The following is a 21,557-nucleotide window of genomic DNA, read 5'->3' as shown; positions in this document are numbered from 1 at the left end:
GGCAAGAAACAAGGATTACCCATGATCAATCCCGAACAGGTGACCGTTTTTGTCTGGTACAACCGCCTGCAATCCGCTCTGTTGCTCGTCATGCTGGCGGCGTTCATGGCTGCAGCGGGCTACCTGATCGGCGGTGAAGATGTGGCCTGGGGTGCGCTCTGGGGTGCCGTGCTCTCCTGGTTTCTGGCCCCCTGGGTTTCTCCTGCATTGGTTCTGCGCATGTTCCGGGCACAGCCCCTGTATCCTGACGAGGCGCCTCAGTTGTATCGTACGCTGGCTGCGCTCGCATCACGAGCCGGCTTGCCACAGCCGCCCACACTTTATGTCATGCCGGCCACGATCCTGAATGCCTTTGCCGTGGGGGAAGGGCGCAAGTCGGCCATCGTGCTGTCCGCCGGGCTGTTGCACACCCTGGATCAGGAGCAGCTTGCGGGGGTGCTGGCCCATGAGCTGGCTCATGTCCGCAACCGGGATACGCGCCTGATGGGTTTTGCGGACGTCCTGTCACGCATGACCCATGTCCTCAGTGCCATGGGCGTCCTGGCTCTGTTCATCAACCTGCCGCTCTATGCGCTGGGCATGGCGCACTTGCCTTGGCTGGCCGTCCTGTTCCTGACTCTGGGGCCGACCGCCGTCGATCTTGCCCAGCTGGCCCTGTCGCGCACCCGGGAATTTCAGGCGGATGCGGTAGCCGCCTGGCTGCTGGGCACGCCTGTCCCGCTGATCCGGGCCTTGCAGGCACTGGAAGCGCACTCCGGCTTGTTCTGGGAGCGCCTGTGGATGTCACGACGGCGTCTGAACGAACCGTCGGTGCTGCGCACGCATCCACCGACAGGAGAGCGGATTGCTCGCCTCAGAGCCCTTCAGGATCAGGCCGGTTTCGTTCAGCGCTATCCGCTTTAGGCCGCCCACCACAGACGTCGGGCGGCCTTCGGAATCAGGCTGCGATACTGTCCTGCTTCGGGGGTGCCGAATCCAGCCATTCCAGGTGTATCCGGACTTCCTCGTGCGTCACTTCGCATTCGGGACAGTAGCGCCGCAGGGTGAGCTCTTCGATCAGCAGGATTTCCAGTTCGGAGAGCTGTTCGGTGGTAGCGGGTGTTTTCATGGTGTGTTCTCCTGAGGTTGTTGTCCATACCCGACATCAACCTGGGCAGATCTCACCTTATCAGGGTTTTGTGACAAACAAAATACGACCTCTGTCGAGCGGGACAGCGTGTCGTCTTTATTCCGGGTGTGCCTGCCTTTCCAGAACGCAGACGAAAAAGCCATCCATCACCTTGTCCGGAAGGATGCGCCGTGCATGAACCAGCTGCGGATCAAGTGTCTGAGTCTGCCACGCCGTGAGGCCGGGACGGATGTTGGCCAGGGGCAATCCGACCGGTACAACCCGTACTGCGCCCTTGAACCGTTTCAGTACCTTGTGAATGACCAGCTCATTCTCTTCCGCCGCGAATGAACAGGTGGAGTACACCAGCCGGCCACCGGGGCGCAGTGTTTGCAGGGCCGATTTCAGCAGCCCCACTTGCTTGCGCTGGCATTCCCGGACCTTGCGCAGGGACCAGTGCGACCAGGTCTCGGGCTGACCGGCAACAAAGCGTGCCTCGCTTGAACAGGGTGCGTCCAGAAGTACCCGGTCAAAGCGCCCGGGCACCTTGCGTCCGGCCTCACGCCCGTCCATCAGGTAGGTCCTGACACAGGTGGCTCCATGTCGTTCCAGTTGCTCGCGCAGCTTGAAAAAGCGCCCCTTGACTGCTTCCACGGCCGAGACGGTGCCCTCGTTGCGCATGCGATCGACGATGGCCAGCGTTTTGCCACCGGGCGCTGCGGCCAGATCCAGAATGGTTTGACCCGGCTGAGGGTCGAGCAGGAAAACGGGAACGAGGCTGGAAGGATTCTGAATGTAGAACAGACCGTCGCTGAAGGGAGCACTGTGGGTCAGATCGCTGCGGCAGTCCGCCGGCACGATCCAGGCACCGGGGTACCAGTCCAGCGGTTCCGGCGCAATCCCGTGCTGCCGGCACCAGTCCAGCCATTCTCCGTCCTGCCATTTAAGGTGATTGACGCGCACGCACAGCGGCTTGTCGTCGCGGAGATGCGCGACAACATGGTCGACGTCCGCCTCGGGCAGCATGGCATGGAGGCTGGCGATGAAGTCTTCCGGCAGTCGGGGCGTAACGGGATGGCTCACGGATACGGCCTGGTCAGTGAATCCGCGCCATCCTAGACAATCCCGGCGGTGTGTGCAACCGCCGGGCGGGGTGCCCGTCAGGCCGGTTCGGTTTCCAGAAGCGTCTGAAAGAAGCGATACTCCGTTTCCAGCTGCCGGTCCACGTCGCCGCAAACCACCGATTCGATCACTCGGCCGAGCAGGGGAACCTGACTGGTGATCTGAACCCGGATGTGGTTTTCGCAACCTTCGCCCTGAGCAGCGGGTTTCAGATGAAGGTGGGTCACGACCTCTACCGGCACGCCGCTGATGCGCGCCTGTACCTCCCCGCGAAAATGACCGTTGCTCTGGCGCTGCCAGGTTTCCTTGTAGTGCACCCGGTTCCATTCCTGCTGGAAGCGCTTGATGGTCTTGGGTACATTTTGTGGTGCCGGAACGTCGCGTGAGAATTCCAGAATGCCACTTTCTCCGTCGAACTGATGCCGGACCAGAGTCAGCTCCCGTGCGCCGAGATGTGCGGTGCGCTGTCCGAGAATGTCCTGGTCGAAAAACCAGCGGATCAGCCGGTATGCCTGGCATGAATAGGGGTGAATGCGTTGCAGTTCAGTCATGACAAGTCCTTGTGTTTTTTGAGGCAGTATACGGTGGTTTGTGTCTGTGAGGTTGGCTGACGTGACACCTGCCCGCGTCTGCCAGGTCAATGGGCCATGTAAAATTATGTAGTCCATGGAGCTGCGTCACAGACATTCTGGTAAGTATGTTCTAATCTAAAAGTCTGACAGACAACCCGGAATGCACAGGAATGCGAAGTCAAGCACTGCAAATCACGGATATCCTGCGCGCCTACCACGTGGTGCGCCGCAATCTTGAACCTACGCCGCTTCGAAGATACGAGAGTCTTTCCCGAATGGTCGGGGCGGACGTGTTCGTCAAGCATGATCACGTCCTCCCTTCGGCAACCTCCTGGGTGCGGGGAGCGGTCGCCCTGGCCTTTGAGCTGAAGAAAAACGGCATCCAGCACGTGGTCTCCAGCGGGCCGTTCAGTTTCATGCATGCGCTGGCAACCGCCTGCCGGATGTTCTCCATGAAAATCACGTTGTTTGTGGACAGCCGGCTGGATCCGCAGCGGGAGGGCTGGCTGGCCGATCAGAATGCGGAAGTGATGGAGGTGGAAGGCGGCGCTTCCAACGCGGCCGCCCGTTTCGCTTCGGACGCCAGTGCCTACTTCGTGGATCCGTTTGAGGAACCGTTGCTGATTTGCGGGATGGGAACCGTTTATCTGGAGCTGTTTGAAGCGCAGCCGGATGTGGATGTGCTCTTTGTCCCGGTGGGTTCCGGGATGCTGGCCGCGGCGGCAGCCATTGCCGTTCGCGCCCTGTCACCCCGCACCACGATTATTGGTGTCTGCCCGCAGGGGGAGGAGGCCGTGTATCGAAGCTGGCGCATGAAGATGCCACGGAAGATTCCGGCAGAATCCCGGGTTGAATGGCTGAACTATGATCACGTCAAGCCGGTGCCGTTTTCCTACTATGCCGAAGGCCTGCAGGACTTTGTCCAGTTACCGGATGCCGCCTTTTTCAAGGCAGCTGCCGTCATGCTTCACCATACGCGCATGGTGGTTGACCCTGCTTCGGCAGGCGTGCTGGCCGCGGCCTGTGCCCGCCGTGATGTCCTGCAGGGCCGGAGTGTGGCCTTGCTGATGCCGACTTCCAACATGGCCCTGTCCACGCTGATGGAAATCACGCTGAAGGAAGAGGTGACAACCGGCGACCTGTCCGTACAGGGGTAAAATCCCCTCAGCGGTGCCCTCTGCGTGGCAGCGGGCAGGGGGCGCCGCTGACAAAGATTTCGAGCTCTTCCGCCGGCACGGGGCGGCTGTAATAATATCCCTGAGCGATGTCGCACTGGTAGGCGGACAACGTGCCGATGGTTTCAAGCGTTTCAACGCCTTCCGCAACCACTTTCATGCCAAAGGAATGGGCAATGTTGATGATGGCTTCCACCAGCGTCAGGTTGCGCGTGTCCGTAAGCAGGTCATCAATGAAACTCTTGTCGATTTTCAGGGTGTCGAAGGGCAGGGATTTCAGATAGTTCAGTGACGAATACCCGGTGCCGAAATCATCAATGGCGGTTCTGACCCCCATGTCACGCAGCTGATTGAGGATCTGTACGGTATTGTTCAGATTCTCCATGACGGCGCTTTCCGTGATCTCGATTTCCAGCTGCTGCGGCGCTATGGCATAGCGTTCCAGGCGGCTGCGCACGTGCTCGACCAGATGAGCCTCCCTGAAGTGGCGGGCACTGATATTGACCGCGACCGACAGGTTTTCAAGCGGGGTGCCTTCCCAGGCCTGAATCTGGCGGCAAGCGGCTTCCAGCACCCACTCTCCGATGTCCACGATCAGACCGTATTCCTCTGCGGCAGGAATGAACTCGGCAGGCGGTATCCAGCCACCTTCCGGTTTCCGCCAGCGAATGAGGGCTTCCACTCCCACTGCCATGCCGGATGCCAGATCAATCTTGGGCTGGTAGAACAGTTCAAACGCCTCATCCTCCAGTGCCTTGCGGAGGCTGTGCCGGATCTGCATGCGGTGAGCTGACAGCTTTTCCAGTTCGGTGGCAAAGAACTGGCAGTTGTTGCGTCCCCGGGACTTGGCATGATACATGGCCATATCGGCCTTGCGGATCAGGGCCTCTGCCTGATCACTGTCCGTGGGATAGAGTGATATGCCGATGCTGGTGGTCAGATGCACGTCCTGCTGGCCGAGGCGGAACGGTTGCTGGAGTGCGTTGCGCAACCGCTCGGCAAGGAGGGAGACATCAAAGGAGTTGTTCAGATTTTCGACCAGAAGAATGAACTCGTCGCCGCCATACCGCGCAACGGTCACATCCTTGCCCACGCGACCCACAATTCTGCGGGCGGCCAGCCGGAGGAGTTCGTCACCGTATTCAAGTCCCAGCGTATCATTGATGTATTTGAAACCGTCCAGATCCAGGAAGACCACGGCCAGTTCGGTGCGGGCACGTCTTGCCCGTTCGATCGCCAGTGACAGGCGCTCCGTGAACGCGGTACGGTTGGGCAGTTCGGTCAGCGCATCATAATAGGAATGGAACAGGGCCTGCTGTTCGTTGCGCTTGAGTTCGGTGATGTCGGAAAGGCTCCAGACCCGTCCCCGGATCACGCCCTGATGCCAGCGTGGCTGGGAATAACAGGCCACAAAGCGGCCATCATTGAGTTCGACGAGACACTCGTGGGCACCTTCGGGTGCTGTCCTTGTGAGCGCCCAGTAACGCTCGAACTCATCCCGGTTCCGGATCATGGCCGCGAGAATGCTGTAGAGCCGCCGGGCGCTGCGGTCACGAAGATCATCACGGCCAAGGTCGAACATCGTCAGGAAAGTCTGGTTATAGACCAGGATGCGCTGGTCGTTGTCAATCACGACAATGGCGTCACAGGTGGCATCCAGGGTCGCGTTGAGCAGCGACAGCGATTGCTCCAGATGCCGTTTGGTCCGTTCCAGCTCGCTGACGTGTTTGTTCAGCTCTTCATATCGGCTGCTCAGCTCTTCCGAAGACAGCTCAAGTGCCCGTTCGAGGAGCAGTCGGTCTTCGTCGAACTGATGATAAGCCTGATTGACCGCATTCAGAAAGGGCGCCAGCTCCGGGCGAATGGAGCCTTGGCCCAGGTGCCGCATCATCTGTCGTTTGAGCAGGCTGTGCCAATCCGTCATGAGGCGTCGGCTTCCGAGAATGTTGTGATGGTCATGGTCTGGTTGTGGAAGTTGCAGCCGGATTCATGACGTAACGGGCTGATTTCGCCGTAGGAATAGAAACCGGCAAGACAGGTGGGCGCAGGCAGGATGTCGCGTACCGCTTCGGTTTCTTCCTCGATGCGCTGTCTGAGCACCATCTTTCTGCCGACACAGGAAATCAGCAGTGCTGCCGCCGGTGGCAGATCAGGCTGTGTCTGTACGCATTGCTCCGCTGCCCCCTGAGCCCCCTCTACGAGCCGGTCAAAATTGGCCTTCATGAAACGTACCCTGGCGCCTTCCGGAATGTCGCCGGCAAAGGTCATGCTTTGACTTGCTTCGTCCACGGACAGCACCGTACGTACCACGTCCTTCTCCCGCTCGTTGATCAGGGTGAGGGGGAACAGCAAGGCCGACCCCGGAAGATCCTTTGCATAATCGCCCAGATATCGCTTGTAGAGTGCCAGCGCAGACTGGCCATCCAGTTCGTAGAGCACATTGTGTTCGGCACGCGTCACCACACGGACGGGCCCAAAGGGGTCCCAGCCGCCAAGAGAACCGAAACCCACGCGCAGCGCGGTCCCGTAAAAGCCGATGCCGACGATCCGGTATCCGGTATCCGGCTTTTCCAGCCACGCGCAGGTGTTCCCGAAACGGTCACCGTCACCGGCCAGTCCGCCGGACGCGGTGGTGTGCTCAGGCAGGGTAGCAGCCAGCGCCCGGGTCAGTTCCGTACCATTGACATGCAAACCATCCGAAAGCACCAGAACATGTTGCAGGTCTTCACCGGCGAGCTCGCGAGCCAGATGTTCTGCGGCACGGGGCGTTTCCGTGGCGTTGGCCACTTCAACCGTGACACCGCGAAGCCGGGTGCGGGTCATGCCCAGTACCAGCACGGATACGGCATTGTCATAAACCTGGGTATCGTATATTTCGCCGGCGGTTGTGCAGCCAGCCAGAATGGCACCGGGGTATCGGGACCTGAGTTCCTCATGCAGTGCTGGCCTGATGTCGTCCACGGCCCCGAAACAGAGCACCAATGACTGCTTTGTCCCGGCCGGCAATGTATCCGGTGCGTGGATCCACCCACCATGCTGCCAGAGACCTTGCGTGGCGTACATCCTCAATCTCTCCCCGCCTTGTTCTTGTTTGTGTTTCAGTATAGATAGAGAAACCGTCCTGTGGTGTAGAGATTTTGTAAATCCGCCGGTCGATGGGCTATGCTGACGGAGACAGGAGAGGCGCGATGACTTATCGGATTACCTACGGGCTGGAGCATCTGGATACAGGTGAAACCGAGCACTACACACTGGACATGGACGAGGCGTTCAATCTGGTGATCTCCACGCCGGCGCCACCGGATTGGGCCCGTCTGGAGCAGGACAAGTGCCGGAACTGCCCGCTGAACCCGGATGAGCATCCCTGGTGCCCGCTGGCCGTTGCGCTGAACGTGTATGATATCGGAGGCGGGCACAAACTCTCGCACACGCCTGTCCGGGTCACCGTGAGCGCGCCCGGGCGGACCATTTCCAATGAAACCTCCCTGCAGCATGCGTACCGCTCTCTGCTCGGGCTCATCATGCCCACCTGTGGTTGCCCGGTCGCTGCATTCTTCAAGCCCATGGCCCGGTTTCATCTGCCGTTTTCGGATGAGGAAGAAACGATTTACAGGGCGGCGTCCATGTATCTGCTGGCCCAGTATTTCAGGGCACAGGCCGGGTTGCCGGCAGAACTGGATCTGAAAGGGTTGCGCGAGGCCTATCAATCGATTCACATGCTCAATATCGACTTTTCGAAGCGGCTTCGCGCAATTGCCAAGGGGGATAGTGCCGTGAATGCGGTGGTGTTGCTGGATCTGTTCACCAAGACCATGCCCTGGGCCATCGACGACCAGCTTTCCGAAATCCGGCACCTGTTTGAGGGATTTCTGAATGCCTGAGGCCGTCAGCCCAGCAGCAGGCTGTCATCCTCGATCTGCTGGCCGCGCTGACGCTCAAACTGATCCAGCAGGTCCTTGACGGTCAGCTGCTTGCGTGCCTCCCCGCTGATGTCAAAGGCAATCCGGCCTTCGTGGAGCATCAGCGTCCGGTCCCCATGCTCCAGCGCCTGCTTCATGCTGTGTGTGACCATCAGCACGGTCAGCTTCTTTTCCTCGACGATGCGATCGGTCAGTTCCAGCACGAAGGCTGCCGTCCTGGGGTCGAGTGCGGCGGTATGTTCGTCAAGCAGCAGGATATCCAGAGGTCGCAAGGTGGCCATCACGAGAGATACAGCCTGACGCTGTCCCCCGGAAAGCTGGCCCATCTTTTCGCCCAGCCGCTTTTCGAGCCCGAGGCCCAATCTTGCGAGAGACTCGCGGAACTGTTCGGTCAGTTCCGACCTGACGGCACGGGACAGCCCCCGTTTCTGACCGCGCCTTGCAGCGAGTGCCAGATTCTCCTCGATGGTGAGGTTTTCGCAGGTGCCGGCCTTGGGATCCTGAAACACGCGGGCCACCTGTCCGGTACGCCTGAAGGAGGGCAGATGGGTCACGTCATGGTTGCCCATCCGGATCCTGCCCTGTTCAACCGGTGCGTCGCCGGACAGCGCATTGAGCAGGGTGCTTTTGCCGGCGCCGTTGCTGCCGATGACCGTGACAAACTGATGCCGTGGAATGACAAGGCTGATACCCCGCAGGGCGTGAACTTCCAGGGGCGTTCCGGCACCGAAGCGCACATGCAGATTTTCCACTTCAATCATGCCGAACGGACTCCCACGCTTTTCATGTTGCGTCTGACACCGGGCAGAACGATGGCCACCGCCACCAGCACGGCCGTAATGAGATTGAGATCCTGTGCCTTGAGACCGATGAAGTCGGCATTGAGTGCGAAGGCGACAGCAAGCCGGTACAGCAGCGAGCCGGCAATGCAGGCAAAGAGACTGATCAGCAGCGTCCTGGAGCCGAGAATGGCTTCACCCCCGATAACCGAAGCCAACCCCACGACAATGACACCCACACCCATGGTGACATCCGCAGCCCCCTGAGACTGGGCAAAGAGTGCGCCGGCCAGAGCGACCAACGCGTTGGATAGTGCCACGCCCGTCAGCACCATTCGGCCGGTATTGATGCCCTGGGCGCGGGCCATCGTCGGGTTCGCCCCTGTTGCACGCATGGCCAGACCGGCTTCCGACGTCAGGAAAATGTGCAGGGCAGTGAGGGCCACCAGCACCACGATGCTGAAGAAGATCACGGGCACCAGATACCAGGCTTCCAGCGCATCCCTGAAGGGGGTCAGTACGGTTTCTTCCGTCAGCAGCGCAACATTCGGCTTGCCCATGATGCGCAGATTGATGGAATACAAGGAAATCATGGTCAGAATGGAGGCCAGCAGGTGCAGGATATTGAGTCGCACATTCATCCACGCTGTCAGCATGCCCGCCGCTGCACCGGCACCCATGGCGGCGAGTGTGGCCAGCCACGGGTTCCAGCCGGCCACGATCAGAGTTGCACAGACGGCTGCACCCAGCGGGAAGGAGCCGTCCACGGTCAGATCCGGGAAGTCGAGGATCCGGAACGAGATATAGACGCCGAGGGCGACGAGGGCAAACAGCAGCCCCGTTTCCATCGCCCCCCAGAATGCAATGCTGCTCAGCATGGGTTACTCGACAACCGCCTTGGCTTCCTTGATGAGGGATTCATCCAGTGTAATGCCCATGCGCTCTGCAGCCTTGGGATTGACGTACAGTTCCAGTTTCTCGACACCCTGCACCGGAATGTTTGCGGGTGACTCACCCTTGAGGATCCGGGCCACGATCTTGCCGGTCTGACGGCCCACGTCGTAGTAGTTGAAACCGTAGGCCGCCACTGCACCACGTTTGACCGTATCCGTGTCCGCAGCAATGACGGGCAGCTTGTTGCGTTCGCCGACCTGAATGACTGCTTCCACTGCAGAAATCACAGTGTTGTCCGTCAGGAGATAGATGGCGTCCACCTTGCCGACCAGGGATTTTGCAGCATTGAGAATTTCGGAAGTTTTGGTGGCAACGGCTTCGACCACTTCCAGTTCCTGGGCACTGGCAACGGATTTCAGGCGCTTCACCAGTGAAACGGAGTTGGCTTCTCCCGGGTTGTAGAGGGTACCGATGCGCTTCACGCCAGGCACGACGCGCTTCACGAGTTCAAGATGCCGTTCCAGGGGCAGCATGTCCGTGGTGCCGGTAATGAGCTTTCCGGGCTTGTCCAGTGACTCCACCAGTTTGGCACCGACAGGGTCTGTCACCGCGGCAAAGACAACAGGAATGCCGCGAACCGAGGCTGCAACGGTTTGTGCGGAAGGTGTGGTGATTGCCACGATGACGTCGGGTTGTTCACCGGCAAACTTCTTGGCGATCTGTGCGGCTGTGGCAGGATTGCCCTGAGCATTTTCGTAGATCCAGCGGAGATTCTCGCCCTCCTTGTATCCCTGTGCAGCCAGCTCGTCCCTGACACCTGTACGGCACGCATCCAGTGCAGGATGTTCCACAATCTGAGTGATGGCCACGGTGCGTGTTTCCGCCTGTACGCCTGCAGACAGAATACCGGCCAGCGCCAGTGCACAGAACCGTGCAACTACTTTCATGGTGTCGCCCTCTTGTAGGATGTTATTGGAGGAAAAAGTCGGCGGATTTTAGCACAGCCCGACGGTCAGGTGTATCACTGCCGGGGTGATGGTTTGCTGGTGACATACTTCCTGCGCAGGCTCCAGCCCGTGATGGCCTGATAGAGAATAAATCCACCGCCGATCAGAAACAGGGTGGCCACCAGAAGCAGAGTAGTTTCCTGGCCAAAGGTAACCGGTTTGCCAAACTGCATGGCCGTCATCACCAATGACAACTTGACAATGAACAGGTAGGCGGCAAACAGCGCACTGGCCGTACCGGACACAAACTGGCTGACGAGCATGAGGGTCGAGGGCAGGGTCACCGAATGGCCGCAATGTTCACACACGTACGTATCGGAAGATTCCATTTCGTCCGGAGCGGTGGCCTGCTGAACCATGAGGCCTTCCTTGCAGCGTCGGCAGAGTAGCTGGTCCATGATGTTGTCCGTTTCCCCCGAAGGTTCGATTTTTTAGATGGTTAAACCGGTCATCTCCGGCATTGAATTTCAATATTCGTCACAGTTTAAGCGTGCATGATTCTATAGAATTACAAAAGATTACAGTAGTGTTGATCACTCAATCCATCACATCAACAACATAAAAAAAGAAAAGGACTCCCATGAACGCACAAGCACACCCTCAGGTGGCACTGAAAACGCCACTCCAGATGTTCTACCACTGGGAAAAGCAGAAAGGGGACAAAACCTACTTCACTCAGCCGGTCGGCAATGGCCAGGTTGAAGAATACAGCTGGAAGCGGGTTGGCGATGAAGCGCGCCGGATGGCGGCGTACCTGCGCTCGCTGAATCTGCCGGAAGGCTCTCGCATCGGAATCGTATCCAAGAACTGCGCACACTGGATCATGTCGGATCTGGCCATCTGGATGGCGGGGCATATCTCCGTGCCGCTTTATCCGACCCTGAGTGCGGAAACCGTACGTCAGATCATGGAACACAGTGAATCCAAAGTGCTGTTTGTCGGCAAGCTGGATGACTGGGACAACATGAAGGATGGCGTACCATCGGATGTGCACTGTATCAGTTACCCGCTCAGCCCGCCCAATGATTTTCCGACCTGGAACGACCTGATCCGCGAGCATCAACCGATTCAGGACAGCCCCTCGCGCAAGCTGGACGAGCTGGCCACTATCGTTTACACCTCCGGTTCAACCGGTGCGCCCAAGGGCGTCATGCTATCCTTCTACGCCATGTCCTATGCCGCCCAGGGCGTGGTGCATGAACTCAATATTACCGAAGACGAGCGCATGCTGTCTTATCTGCCGCTGTCTCATGTCTTCGAGCGCTTCGTCGTTGAAATGGGGTCCCTGGCCAAGGGCTTCCACCTGTTTTTTGCAGAATCCCTGGATACCTTCGTTCAGGATCTCCAGCGCGCCCGGCCGACGCTGTTCCTGTCCGTGCCGCGGATCTGGACCAAGTTCCAGGCAGGCGTTCTGGACAAGATGCCGGCGGAGAAGCTGGATCGACTGCTGAAAATCCCGCTGGTCAACCGTCTCGTACGCAAGAAGATTCTTACCAAGCTGGGCCTGCAGCACGTGAAGTTTGCCGGCAGCGGTTCAGCGCCGCTGTCCCAGGACATCCTCCAGTGGTACCGCAAGCTGGGGCTCGAGCTTCTGGAAGGCTACGGCATGTCCGAGAACTTTGCCTATTCGCACATGACCAAGCCCGGTCGTACACGCGTGGGTTATGTGGGCGAGCCCTTGCCCGGGGTCGAATGCAAGATCGCACCGGATGGCGAGGTGCTGGTCAAGAGTCCTGCGAGCATGATGGGCTACTACAAGGCGCCTGAGCTGACGGCCGAGTCCTTTACGGAGGATGGCTTCCTGAAGACGGGGGACCTGGGTGAAATCGACGAAATGGGCCGCCTGAAGCTGACCGGCCGCAAGAAGGAGCTGTTCAAGACGAGCAAGGGCAAGTATGTGGCGCCGGCCCCCATCGAGAACCAGTTGGTCTCCCATCCGGCGGTGGAAATGGTGTGTGTTGCCGGTGCGGACTATCCGCAGCCTCACTGTCTGGTCATGCTGGCAGATGATGCCTTTGCACGCCGTGATGACCCGCAGTTCCGCAAGGAATTCGAGGAAAGCTTTGGCAAGTTGCTCAAGGAGGTCAATCAGCGGGTCGATCCGCATGAGCGGCTGGCGTTTGCCGTCGTGGTCAAGGATCAGTGGCTGATTGAAAACAACTTCCTCACGCCGACCATGAAGATGAAGCGAAATGTCATCGAGGAGGCGTACAAACCCTTTACGGACGACTGGTACGCGAAACGGCAGACCATCATCTGGCAGTAAGCCTGGCGATTGTCTCATGAGGCCACCTGCGGGTGGCCTTTTTCATGCCCTCTGCATGCTGGCCCGGTTGAGGATCAGAACGGGGATCAGGCCGGCCGCAACAATGATCAGGGCGGCCAGAGCGCTTTGTTCCAGTTGTTCGTCCGAGGCAAACTGGTACACATACGTGGCCAGGGTCTCGAAATTGAAGGGCCGCAGGATGAGGGTGGCAGGCAGTTCCTTCATGCAGTCCACGAAAACGATGAGTCCCGCCGTAAACAAACTCTTTTTCAGAATGGGCAGGTGAACCCGACGCAGTATGGCGGCCGGGCGATGGCCCAGAGTGCGGGCTGCCTGGTCCATTGACGGGGTGATGCGGTTGAGTCCCGCTTCGGCCGAACCGACGGCAACGGCCATGAAGCGCGCGTTGTAGGCATACAGAATGGCGAACATGCTGCCGCTGAGCAAGAGGCCGGTGGACAGGCCCCACCAGGATTCCGCCAGGTCGCTCAGCCAGTTGTCGAAGGCGGCAAGGGGGATGATGACGCCGACGGCCAGCACCGCGCCGGGCATGGCATAGCCCACAGTGGCGACCTTGTTGAGTGTCAGTGTCAGCCGGTCACGTGTCAGTCTCTGGGTATAGGCCAGAAGCAGCCCGGTAAACACCAGCATGAGCCCCGATGTGGCGGAAAGCAGTATGGAGTTGCGTGCGTAGACGAGGAACTCGGGGGTCCAGCTTTCCGCCGCGTATTGCACGGCATAGACCAGCAGAATGCCGCCGGGGAGCAGAAAACCGAGCACCACGAGCAGTGTGCAGAACAGGCATGCCAGCCAGGCTGGTGCCCCGCGCAGCACGACGCGCTTGTGGGAGACCGGGGTACGGGATTGCCAGACACGCACCTTGCGCCGGGAAAACTGTTCGAGCCAGATCAGGAGCAAGGCAAAGGTGACCATGCTCACTGCGATCTGGGCAGCACCGCCCACGTCGCCCAGATTGAGCCAGGTGTCGAACAGGCCGGCGGTCAGGGTCTGTACGGCAAAAAAGTCCACGGTACCGAAGTCGTTCAATGTCTCCATCAGCACCAATGCAAGGCCGACAGCCAGCCCTGGCCTGACGGCGGGCAGCAGGACATGCCAGAGCGTACCGAAAAAGCCCCGGCCCAGACTCCGGCTGGCGAGAAAGAGGTTGGCCGAAAGATCCATCATGGCCGCGCGGCTGGTCAGATAGACGTAGGGGTAGAGTACCAAGGAGAACATGGCCACCGCACCCCCGAGTGAGCGGATTTCCGGAAACCAGTAGTCATTGGGTGATGACCAGCCGAACAGAGCACGCAGACCTGCCTGCAGGGCACCCGCGTACTCCAGAAAATCGGTATAGACGAAGGCGATCACATAGGCCGGAAAGGCAAATGGCAGCATCAGCGCCCAGCTGAAATGACGGCGGCCGGGGAAGTCGAACCAGACGATCAGCCAGGCACTGACGAGACCGAAAAGGGCCGTCAGCAGACCGGTGCCGGCCATCAGCTTGAGCGTGGTGCTGATATAGCGGGGCAGAACGGTCGAGCCCAGATGTCCCCAGAAAGCGCCATCGGAAGTCGTTGCCAGCCAGATTGCAGAAACGAGTGGCAGACACACAAACAGCGCCGCAATAAACGAGAGAAGCCGCCAGCCCCATACGGGACCGGCGGCCAGAGCCTTGACCTGATGCGTCATGACAGGTGATGGGCTTCCTTAACCGTCAAAATTGATCTTGTCGACGAGCATTGCCGCGGCCTTGCGATGTTTGGCGACTTCGGACAGCGGCAGTGTGTCGGCCTTGAATTTGCCCCAGGATTCTACCAGACCAGAGGGTTCAACGGCAGGGTTGACCGGGTACTCGAAGTTCTGTTCGGCATACATCTTCTGAGCGAGACGATCCGACAGGAATTCGATCAGCCGGATGGCCGCTTCCTTGTGCGGCGCTGCCTTGGTGAGTGCCGCGCCGGAAATGTTGACATGGGCACCCCGGTCATCCTGATTCGGGAAAATGATGTTGACGGCGTTGGCCCATTTGCTTTGCTTCTCGTCGGTCAGCATTTTGCCCAGATAATAGCTGTTGCCCAGTGAAACGTCACAGATGCCCTCATAGATGGCCTTGACCTGGGCCCTGTCGTTGCCCTGAGGCTTGCGGGCCAGGTTGGCCTTGACGCCCTTGAGCCATTCTTCGGTGGCGGCCTCACCCTTGTGGGCGATAAACGAAGCGATCAAGGCCAGGTTGTAAGGATGCTTGCCGCTGCGTGTGCAGACCTTGCCCTTGAATTCAGGTTTGGCCAGGTCTTCGTAATCCAGTTGAGTGGTCTTGACTCGCTCTTTTGAGGCATAAATGGCCCGTGCACGGACGGTCAGTCCGAACCAGCGGCCTTCGGGGTCGCGGTACTGGGCGGGAATGTTCTTTTCGAGCGTGGCGCTTTTCACCGGCTGAACCACATCGCTGTCAACCAGCTCCTGCAAGCGGCCGATATCGACGGTCAGCACCACATCTGCCGGGCTGTTCCGTCCCTCCCGTTTGAGACGTTCCGCGATGCCTTTCTTTGCGTAGACGACCTGTGTTTCGATGCCTGTTTCGCGTGTGAAGGCACTGAGAATGGGTTGGATGAGATAAGGCTGGCGGTTGGAGTAAATGTTGACGGTTTCCGCTGCCTGCACGTTCAGGCCTTGCAGGGACAGTGCAGCAACCGAAAGGGTAAGGAGGCGCTTCAGAGATCGTTTCATGTTTCTACCTGCTGTTAATTGTGAGAACGATAAGGATTATCATTAAAAAGGTGTCGGCAGTCAACCTCCGGCGTGCAGGATGCTGGTATCATATAAGCATGGATTCGGGCATGATGCGTGCCGGAACAGTTTCGGATCGGAAAGGAGAGTTGACGTCAATGCGTTCGCAGCAGTTTGTACGTTGGGCAGTGCTGGTCGGGTCAGTGGGCGTGCTGAGCGGTTGTTCATCTTATTATGCCTATTACGGGCGCTTTCAGGCGGAAACATCCCAGGGGCACATGCGGGATGCGGTCATCGCCTGGTACACCAACGAGCGGGGTGACTGGTCCTTGCTGGACTCGGAAGGCACGGCGATCACGCTGCAGACGCAGTGCAGTCAGCGCACCCTGCGGTTTGCGCCCAATGCGCTGTGCAGCAGTGACAAGAGCAAGATCGTCTGGTGCGGGGAGCCGGGCAAGGATCTGGACTGGAAAGGCCGGCCCATCACCACACAAGATCAGGTTTGCGGAGAAATCCGCTCCGCAGGGGCGCGCAACACCGGTTCCGGGGTGGCCGATCTCGGGACCACGATCGAGCTGACCATACAGTGCTATCCGGCGACTCCGGTTGTCCAGCAGGGGGAAGAGACGCTGAATTTTGATTACATTCGTGCGTCGTCTGTGCCTTATCGTATCCGGGTCAAGAAAGTGGAGATGGGCTCCGCAGAGGATCGCATGCCGGAACTGTCCGAAAAGGGATGCAAGTAACGGATAAGGTGGGAGCCGGTTGACAACCAAAGTGTGAAGGTGTCGATGTTTCTACAATTGGCAACGGTTTGTCATGGCCGTGTAACGAATCATTACCCTATTGCCCTGTACTGTATGCCCGGAACGTGGAAAATGAGATCGTAAGAGAATCCTGAGTGAACCGGAGAGTTGCCGTGGCCACCCGCAAAGTCAAGATTGCCGTATCGGACCTGGAGCTGGGCATGTTCGTATCCGATCTGGACCGGCCGTGGTTCGAGACGCCGTTCCCGATTCAGGGTTTCTACATTCGCTCCGTGGCAGACATCAAGGCACTGGAAACCTACTGCAAGTTCGTTTTTGTTGACGTGCCGGTGGAGGTTGGAGATGTGAGTGTCCGGCATGCGGAGATACCTGACGATGACAGCGTCCGGGTGGTTCAGTTCCGTCGTGCGGCCCGGTCCGGGCAGGACAAGGCGGAGCGAGTCAAGGTACCGCCGATAAAAATCCGTGATGCACACCATTACCCGGTGGTCAGGCCGCTGAAGAAATCCATCGGCCATGCCGAGCGGCTGCTCAGGCAGGTGGATGAGTCCGTTTGCCGGCTCTATGAGCGGCTGGCCGAAGGCAAGGCGGATGCCATGGCCGAGACGGCGATGGCCGCGAAGCAGATGACACAGTCAGTCATCGAGAATCCGGATGCTCTGGTATGGATGGCGCGTGTCAAACAGAAAAGTGACCATGTGTATGCGCATGCGGTGGCGTCCAGTATCTGGGGCCTGGTGTTTGCCCGCCACCTGGGACTGGCGCCGGACGTGATGCAGACGCTGGCGCAGGGACTGCTTCTGAGCCAAGTGGGCAAGACACGTCTTGATGACCGTCTGCTGACCAAACCGGGATTTCTGGACGCGACGGAGTATCGTGCCTGGCAGCGCTATGTGGAGGAGGGCGTGGCCATCCTCAGTCAGACGCCCGGCATTTCCGGGCCGGTCGTCAAGGTGGTCGAATACCACCGGGAACGTCACAATGGCAGCGGGTTCCCCAAGGGGGTGACCGGAGACCGTATTCCGATGCTGGGCAAGATTGCCGGTATCGTCGAGCACTTTCAGGCGTTGATCGAGCCGAGGCCCGGCGTGACCCCCTTGTCACCCAGCCAGGCCATTGCGCGCCTCTACGAGCAGCGCAATATCGAGTTTCAGGAAGATCTGGTCGAACGCTTCATTCAGGCCATCGGGGTCTACCCGGCGGGCACCCTGGTTGAACTTTCCGATGGCAGTGTCGGGGTAGTCGTGGGACAGAACGCCGAGCGCAAGCTCTTTCCTCAGGTTCTGCGGGTGCTGGACGCTGAAAAACAGCCCCTCCGGAAGCAGGAGCTCGTGGACCTCAGGAAGCTGAATGACGCAGGGCAGGTCGTGCTTAAAATTGCACGTACACTGCCCCAGGATGCCTATGACATTGATCTCGAAGACTGCCGGATTCCCACGGGGTGGGGGTTGCGCCGCTGGGTCGGCTAACCCGGCGACACCCTGGCATCACCGGATCGTGATTCTGACGTTCTTCTTGATCCACCGATAGTCGTTGGCGAGCTTCAGGTTCAGAATCACCGTAGCTTCCTGCCCTTTCTGACCGGTCGCGAAGAATGTGGCTTCCTGGCTGTTCTTGTCCCAGTTCTGGACGGTCACGACGCTATTATCCGTGCTGATCACTTCCATGTCATCCAGATCTCTGTGCTCCCGGATCATGACCAGCCTGACAGTTCTCAGGTCGTGATCACCTTCCGGAATCTCGTAAAATTCATTGTCCACAAAGATGTCTTCACCAATGGATCGGGTGATGTTCTGCAGTTGCTCCTTGAGGAGGCGACTGGCCGAGACAGCTCCCGTATAGATCCGGCCCGCTTCAGGATCATCACAGGTGGTCTGGGGCAGTTCGGGGAAACAGATGCTGTTGATCAGCTTGTTTTCAACCCGATCGGTCAGCGTATCCTTGCCGAACGTGTCTTCCGCGTTGGCACTCCAGTCAATCTCGCCTTCCGTGGCAAAGTCGAAGGCATTGATGGCGTCCACCACATAGGATTTGATCTGGATGCCATTCTCCGGATCCCGGTCATCATCAATGGTGAGCAGGAAGCGCATCTTGTTGATAATGCGTTTCTCGCCAGCTGCAGCAGATTCCAGGAACGCATGCGTTGTCAATCCGTCCACCTGTTCGCCGGCATCAATCTTTGCCACTTCATCCGGCTCGAAATCAATGGGCGTGATCCAGTCCTTTGCCGGAATATCCTGAGCCAGGATCAGTGAGCCCACGGAAAAGGTGACCGTCTCGCCCGGGTAGTATCTGAACTCACCCCGGCTTCCGGTGCTGCCGCTCTGGCTTGCGGTCTGGTAGCGGAGGCCCTCCACACCGGTAAAGAGCACATGGCCGATGCGGGAGCCGTCGGAGTCATTGCTGCCGTCATTGTTGCTGCACGCGCCCAGTGCGAAGGTCAGTGTCAGCGCAATCAGTACCTGCTTCATGTAAGACTGCATTCCTTTGTGAGGTCGTTGTTGTCGGTTTTGAACCGATTATAGCGATGCGGATTGAGGTAAAATGGGAACCTCTCCTCGGAATAGGTGTAAACTCAACTTGAATTTTCATTCAAGAATGACCATCATGGCCAGCCTCCGAACATGAGAGTATTCATCCCATGACCCCTGCTCTGGATATCCAGGATCTGAGAAAGATCTATGACAACGGTTTTGAAGCCCTGAAGGGCATCACCTTGCAGGTGAGGCAGGGTGATTTCTTCGCGCTGCTCGGTCCGAATGGCGCCGGGAAGTCCACCACACTGGGTATCGTCTCCTCGCTGATCAACAAGACGTCGGGCCAGGTACGTATCTTCGGCCATGACCTGGATTCGGACGTGGTGTCGGCCAAGAAAAGTCTGGGTGTGGTGCCGCAGGAATTCAACTTCAACCAGTTCGAGAAAGTTTTTGATATCGTGGTGACTCAGGGGGGCTACTACGGAATGCCTCTGAAAAAGGCAAGGGAAAATGCAGAACGGTATCTGCGCGAGCTGGGGCTCTGGGACAAGCGCAACGAGCAGGCCCGGATGCTTTCGGGTGGAATGAAGCGCCGCCTGATGATCGCCAGGGCACTGGTGCACGAGCCCGGACTGCTGATACTGGATGAACCGACGGCTGGCGTGGACATCGAGCTGCGTCGCTCCCTGTGGACCTTTCTCCAGCAGATCAACCGGGAAGGCAAGACCATCATTCTGACGACTCACTATCTGGAGGAAGCGGAAGCGCTGTGCCGCAATATCGCCATCATCGACCGTGGACGCATTCTTGAAAACACCTCCAAGGTGGAACTGCTGCGCAAGCTCAAGCGCGAGAGCTATGTTCTGGATCTCGGGCGCAAGCCTGACGTGGCGCTGGATCTCGGGGATATTCCATGTCGTATCAACGAGGACGGTCTGATGGAAGTCACCCTGGAGCGCGACGTGACGCTCAATACGCTGTTCGAACGGCTCAATGCCCTGAACGTGAAGGTGTACAGCATGCGGACGAAAGCCAACCGGCTCGAGGAACTGTTCCTGGATCTGGTCATGCAGAACAAGGAGGAGGGCGCATGACCGCGGCAGAAATCTGGGTGGCATTCATTACCATCGTGATCAAGGAAGTACGCCGGTTTACCCGTATCTGGCCACAAACGCTGTTGCCGCCGGCCATTACGATCACGCTGTATTTTGTCATCTTCGGCAATCTCATCGGCCCGCGCATCGGCAAGATGGAAGGGCTGGATTACATGGACTTCATTGTGCCGGGCCTGATCATGATGGCGGTGATCACCAACGCCTACGCCAATGTAGTGTCGAGCTTCTTCAGCATGAAATTCCAGCACAGCATCGAGGAGATTCTGGTGTCTCCCATGCCGAACTGGGTGGTGCTGACCGGGTATGTGGCCGGAGGGGTGGCCAGAGGCCTGTGCGTGGGACTGATTGTCACACTGCTGTCCCTCTTCTTCACGGATCTGGAAGTGCATCATCTGGGCGTGGTGATCAGTGTGGTGTTGCTTACGGCAATACTGTTTTCCCTGGGAGGCTTCATCAATGCGGTGTTTGCGACCAAATTTGACGACATTTCCATTGTGCCGACCTTTGTCCTGACGCCGCTGACCTATCTGGGCGGGGTGTTCTATTCCATTTCGATGCTGCCGGCGTTCTGGCAGGCCATTTCGAAGGCCAACCCCATACTGTACATGATCAATGCCTTTCGCTATGGGTTGCTTGGCGTCAGTGACATTGATATCCGGGTCGCTTATGTGATGATCCTGTTTTTCATTGTGGTGTTGTTCAGCTACTCGCTGTGGTTGCTGAACCGGGGAGTGGGGATTCGTAAATAATGGATGAACTCAGAAAACTGACACGGCTGGGGCAGGATACGCCCTATGTGGACCAGTACGCGCCGGATTTGCTCTGTCCGGTGCCCCGAAGCCTGTCCCGGGCCCGGCTGACCCAAGTGCCCGACTGGTTCGGGTATGATGAATGGTGGGGGTTTGAACTCTCCTGGCTCAACGCCCGGGGCAAGCCGGAAGTACGTCTGGCGCGTTTTCGTTTTGATGCCGGCAGCCCGGCATTGATCGAGTCCAAGTCATTCAAGCTCTACCTCAACAGCTTCAATCAGACTGTTTTCGAGTCCGGGCATGCTGTGCTGGCCACACTGGAGGCAGATCTCTCAAAGGCCAGCGGTGCGCCGGTTGAAATTGAGATGTTTCCGGTTGCACCTCTGGCGGCCGGGGATGAAGCCGGTCCGCTCCCGGATATCCATTTGCTGGATGAGCTGGATATTGCCATCGATTGCTACACGCCTGACCGGTCGCTGCTTGAGAAAGCCTCCGACGGGGCAGTACAGCGCGGAACCTGGGTATCCCACCTGCTGCGATCCAACTGCCCGGTCACCGGTCAGCCGGACTGGGGTTCGGTACTGATCCACATGGAGGGTGCCAGCCCGGATCCGGAAAGCCTGCTCAGATACATTGTCTCCTATCGCACGCACCAGGGGTTTCACGAGCATTGCATTGAATCCATGTACGTGGATCTGCTTGAGGTGTATGAGCCGGAGGCGTTGCTCGTCATGGCCCGGTATACGCGGCGGGGCGGGCTGGATATCAATCCTGTGCGGGCCAGCAGCCCGGATCTGCTGGAGCTGGCGGCGCGGTGGGGCAGGCTGAACCGCCAGTAGCCGACGGCGGAAGGCATGAGCCCGTCCGATCGGTGGC

General features: G+C 58.6%; 21 protein-coding genes. 9 read left to right on the top strand and 12 right to left on the bottom strand.

Going from position 1 to position 21,557, the window contains the following annotated elements:
• Positions 1–21: 21 nt before the first annotated feature.
• Entirely contained in the window at positions 22–903 is an 882-nt protein-coding gene (locus AAIA72_RS04015) for a zinc metalloprotease HtpX (protein ID WP_369602148.1), read from the top strand.
• A gap of 34 nt (positions 904–937) precedes the next feature.
• Here the strand turns inward: AAIA72_RS04015 and AAIA72_RS04010 are convergent, their stop codons facing one another.
• The 3 genes from AAIA72_RS04010 to AAIA72_RS04000 all read right to left on the bottom strand — a co-directional run bounded on the left by AAIA72_RS04010 (position 938) and on the right by AAIA72_RS04000 (position 2,781).
• Positions 938–1,108, bottom strand: coding sequence for a hypothetical protein (locus tag AAIA72_RS04010; protein WP_369602147.1), 171 nt, complete (start codon positions 1,106–1,108; stop codon positions 938–940).
• A 117-nt stretch (positions 1,109–1,225) separates the two neighbouring features.
• Complete coding sequence (locus tag AAIA72_RS04005; protein WP_369602146.1) at positions 1,226–2,191, bottom strand: RsmB/NOP family class I SAM-dependent RNA methyltransferase; 966 nt, start codon at positions 2,189–2,191, stop codon at positions 1,226–1,228.
• Between the two features lie 77 nt (positions 2,192–2,268).
• Positions 2,269–2,781: a DUF2505 domain-containing protein gene (locus AAIA72_RS04000; protein ID WP_369602145.1), complete on the bottom strand. Its 513-nt coding sequence runs from the start codon at positions 2,779–2,781 to the stop codon at positions 2,269–2,271.
• A 191-nt stretch (positions 2,782–2,972) separates the two neighbouring features.
• Between AAIA72_RS04000 and AAIA72_RS03995 the strand changes: the two genes are divergently transcribed.
• Positions 2,973–3,959 carry a PLP-dependent lyase/thiolase gene (locus tag AAIA72_RS03995; protein WP_369602144.1) on the top strand — a complete coding sequence of 329 codons (987 nt, stop codon included), beginning with the start codon at positions 2,973–2,975 and terminating at the stop codon, positions 3,957–3,959.
• Positions 3,960–3,966: 7 nt separating this feature from the next.
• On the opposite strand, the gene AAIA72_RS03990 is transcribed toward AAIA72_RS03995, so the two are convergent.
• Both AAIA72_RS03990 and AAIA72_RS03985 read right to left on the bottom strand, forming a co-directional pair.
• Positions 3,967–5,901, bottom strand: a complete 1,935-nt coding sequence (locus tag AAIA72_RS03990; protein WP_369602143.1) for a putative bifunctional diguanylate cyclase/phosphodiesterase — start codon at positions 5,899–5,901, stop codon at positions 3,967–3,969.
• Positions 5,898–7,040, bottom strand: a complete 1,143-nt coding sequence (locus AAIA72_RS03985) for an FIST signal transduction protein (RefSeq protein ID WP_369602142.1) — start codon at positions 7,038–7,040, stop codon at positions 5,898–5,900. The genes AAIA72_RS03990 and AAIA72_RS03985 overlap by 4 nt, the downstream gene beginning before the upstream one ends.
• Before the next feature lie 125 nt (positions 7,041–7,165).
• Here AAIA72_RS03985 and AAIA72_RS03980 point away from each other — a divergent pair, with 125 nt between their 5' ends.
• Positions 7,166–7,858, top strand: a complete 693-nt coding sequence (locus AAIA72_RS03980) for a hypothetical protein (protein ID WP_369602141.1) — start codon at positions 7,166–7,168, stop codon at positions 7,856–7,858.
• A 5-nt stretch (positions 7,859–7,863) separates the two neighbouring features.
• On the opposite strand, the gene AAIA72_RS03975 is transcribed toward AAIA72_RS03980, so the two are convergent.
• The 4 genes from AAIA72_RS03975 to AAIA72_RS03960 form a co-directional block, all read right to left on the bottom strand.
• The gene (locus AAIA72_RS03975) at positions 7,864–8,658 is read right to left on the bottom strand and encodes an ABC transporter ATP-binding protein (RefSeq protein WP_369602140.1); all 795 of its coding nucleotides are present in this window, start codon (positions 8,656–8,658) and stop codon (positions 7,864–7,866) included.
• Positions 8,655–9,554, bottom strand: a complete 900-nt coding sequence (locus AAIA72_RS03970; protein ID WP_369602139.1) for an ABC transporter permease — start codon at positions 9,552–9,554, stop codon at positions 8,655–8,657. The genes AAIA72_RS03975 and AAIA72_RS03970 overlap by 4 nt, the downstream gene beginning before the upstream one ends.
• A gap of 3 nt (positions 9,555–9,557) precedes the next feature.
• Positions 9,558–10,517, bottom strand: coding sequence for an ABC transporter substrate-binding protein (locus tag AAIA72_RS03965; RefSeq protein WP_369602138.1), 960 nt, complete (start codon positions 10,515–10,517; stop codon positions 9,558–9,560).
• Positions 10,518–10,591: 74 nt separating this feature from the next.
• Entirely contained in the window at positions 10,592–10,975 is a 384-nt protein-coding gene (locus tag AAIA72_RS03960; RefSeq protein WP_369602137.1) for a hypothetical protein, read from the bottom strand.
• 182 nt (positions 10,976–11,157) lie between these two features.
• On the opposite strand from AAIA72_RS03960, the gene AAIA72_RS03955 reads away from it, so the two are divergent.
• A complete protein-coding gene (locus tag AAIA72_RS03955; protein ID WP_369602136.1) occupies positions 11,158–12,843 on the top strand; it encodes an AMP-binding protein in 1,686 nt (561 codons plus the stop codon).
• Between the two features lie 42 nt (positions 12,844–12,885).
• Here the strand turns inward: AAIA72_RS03955 and AAIA72_RS03950 are convergent, their stop codons facing one another.
• Positions 12,886–14,535, bottom strand: coding sequence for an ABC transporter permease (locus AAIA72_RS03950; RefSeq protein ID WP_369602135.1), 1,650 nt, complete (start codon positions 14,533–14,535; stop codon positions 12,886–12,888).
• Between the two features lie 18 nt (positions 14,536–14,553).
• A complete protein-coding gene (locus AAIA72_RS03945) occupies positions 14,554–15,573 on the bottom strand; it encodes a Fe(3+) ABC transporter substrate-binding protein (protein ID WP_369602134.1) in 1,020 nt (339 codons plus the stop codon).
• A gap of 158 nt (positions 15,574–15,731) precedes the next feature.
• On the opposite strand from AAIA72_RS03945, the gene AAIA72_RS03940 reads away from it, so the two are divergent.
• A complete protein-coding gene (locus AAIA72_RS03940; RefSeq protein ID WP_369602133.1) occupies positions 15,732–16,319 on the top strand; it encodes a hypothetical protein in 588 nt (195 codons plus the stop codon).
• 173 nt (positions 16,320–16,492) lie between these two features.
• Positions 16,493–17,809 (top strand): HD-GYP domain-containing protein, encoded by a 1,317-nt coding sequence (locus AAIA72_RS03935; protein ID WP_369602132.1) that lies wholly within the window; start codon positions 16,493–16,495, stop codon positions 17,807–17,809.
• Between the two features lie 18 nt (positions 17,810–17,827).
• Here AAIA72_RS03935 and AAIA72_RS03930 read toward each other — a convergent pair whose 3' ends face one another.
• Entirely contained in the window at positions 17,828–18,811 is a 984-nt protein-coding gene (locus AAIA72_RS03930; protein ID WP_369602131.1) for a hypothetical protein, read from the bottom strand.
• Between the two features lie 170 nt (positions 18,812–18,981).
• Here AAIA72_RS03930 and AAIA72_RS03925 point away from each other — a divergent pair, with 170 nt between their 5' ends.
• Genes AAIA72_RS03925 through queF form a run of 3 tightly spaced genes read left to right on the top strand, consistent with a single transcriptional unit; the run spans position 18,982 to position 21,520 of the window.
• Entirely contained in the window at positions 18,982–19,911 is a 930-nt protein-coding gene (locus AAIA72_RS03925; RefSeq protein ID WP_369602130.1) for an ABC transporter ATP-binding protein, read from the top strand.
• Entirely contained in the window at positions 19,908–20,681 is a 774-nt protein-coding gene (locus AAIA72_RS03920) for an ABC transporter permease (protein ID WP_369602129.1), read from the top strand. The genes AAIA72_RS03925 and AAIA72_RS03920 overlap by 4 nt, the downstream gene beginning before the upstream one ends.
• Entirely contained in the window at positions 20,681–21,520 is an 840-nt protein-coding gene (queF, locus tag AAIA72_RS03915) for an NADPH-dependent 7-cyano-7-deazaguanine reductase QueF (RefSeq protein ID WP_369602128.1), read from the top strand. The genes AAIA72_RS03920 and queF overlap by 1 nt, the downstream gene beginning before the upstream one ends.
• Positions 21,521–21,557: the final 37 nt, after the last annotated feature.

It is taken from the genome of Thermohahella caldifontis (assembly GCF_041153465.1).
In the GTDB taxonomy this organism is placed as follows: Bacteria; Pseudomonadota; Gammaproteobacteria; order Pseudomonadales; family Oleiphilaceae; genus Thermohahella; species Thermohahella caldifontis.
Note: the sequence above shows the minus strand (reverse complement) of the source record. Positions and strands in the feature narration are given on the sequence as shown.

Coding starts and splice junctions, on each gene's coding strand:
- AAIA72_RS04015 (WP_369602148.1), top strand. CDS start 22: ATGATCAATCCCGAACAGGTGACCGTTTTTGTCTGGTACAACCGCCTG.
- AAIA72_RS04010 (WP_369602147.1), bottom strand. CDS start 1,108: ATGAAAACACCCGCTACCACCGAACAGCTCTCCGAACTGGAAATCCTG.
- AAIA72_RS04000 (WP_369602145.1), bottom strand. CDS start 2,781: ATGACTGAACTGCAACGCATTCACCCCTATTCATGCCAGGCATACCGG.
- AAIA72_RS03995 (WP_369602144.1), top strand. CDS start 2,973: ATGCGAAGTCAAGCACTGCAAATCACGGATATCCTGCGCGCCTACCAC.
- AAIA72_RS03990 (WP_369602143.1), bottom strand. CDS start 5,901: ATGACGGATTGGCACAGCCTGCTCAAACGACAGATGATGCGGCACCTG.
- AAIA72_RS03985 (WP_369602142.1), bottom strand. CDS start 7,040: ATGTACGCCACGCAAGGTCTCTGGCAGCATGGTGGGTGGATCCACGCA.
- AAIA72_RS03980 (WP_369602141.1), top strand. CDS start 7,166: ATGACTTATCGGATTACCTACGGGCTGGAGCATCTGGATACAGGTGAA.
- AAIA72_RS03975 (WP_369602140.1), bottom strand. CDS start 8,658: ATGATTGAAGTGGAAAATCTGCATGTGCGCTTCGGTGCCGGAACGCCC.
- AAIA72_RS03970 (WP_369602139.1), bottom strand. CDS start 9,554: ATGCTGAGCAGCATTGCATTCTGGGGGGCGATGGAAACGGGGCTGCTG.
- AAIA72_RS03965 (WP_369602138.1), bottom strand. CDS start 10,517: ATGAAAGTAGTTGCACGGTTCTGTGCACTGGCGCTGGCCGGTATTCTG.
- AAIA72_RS03960 (WP_369602137.1), bottom strand. CDS start 10,975: ATGGACCAGCTACTCTGCCGACGCTGCAAGGAAGGCCTCATGGTTCAG.
- AAIA72_RS03955 (WP_369602136.1), top strand. CDS start 11,158: ATGAACGCACAAGCACACCCTCAGGTGGCACTGAAAACGCCACTCCAG.
- AAIA72_RS03950 (WP_369602135.1), bottom strand. CDS start 14,535: ATGACGCATCAGGTCAAGGCTCTGGCCGCCGGTCCCGTATGGGGCTGG.
- AAIA72_RS03945 (WP_369602134.1), bottom strand. CDS start 15,573: ATGAAACGATCTCTGAAGCGCCTCCTTACCCTTTCGGTTGCTGCACTG.
- AAIA72_RS03940 (WP_369602133.1), top strand. CDS start 15,732: ATGCGTTCGCAGCAGTTTGTACGTTGGGCAGTGCTGGTCGGGTCAGTG.
- AAIA72_RS03930 (WP_369602131.1), bottom strand. CDS start 18,811: ATGAAGCAGGTACTGATTGCGCTGACACTGACCTTCGCACTGGGCGCG.
- AAIA72_RS03925 (WP_369602130.1), top strand. CDS start 18,982: ATGACCCCTGCTCTGGATATCCAGGATCTGAGAAAGATCTATGACAAC.
- AAIA72_RS03920 (WP_369602129.1), top strand. CDS start 19,908: ATGACCGCGGCAGAAATCTGGGTGGCATTCATTACCATCGTGATCAAG.
- queF (WP_369602128.1), top strand. CDS start 20,681: ATGGATGAACTCAGAAAACTGACACGGCTGGGGCAGGATACGCCCTAT.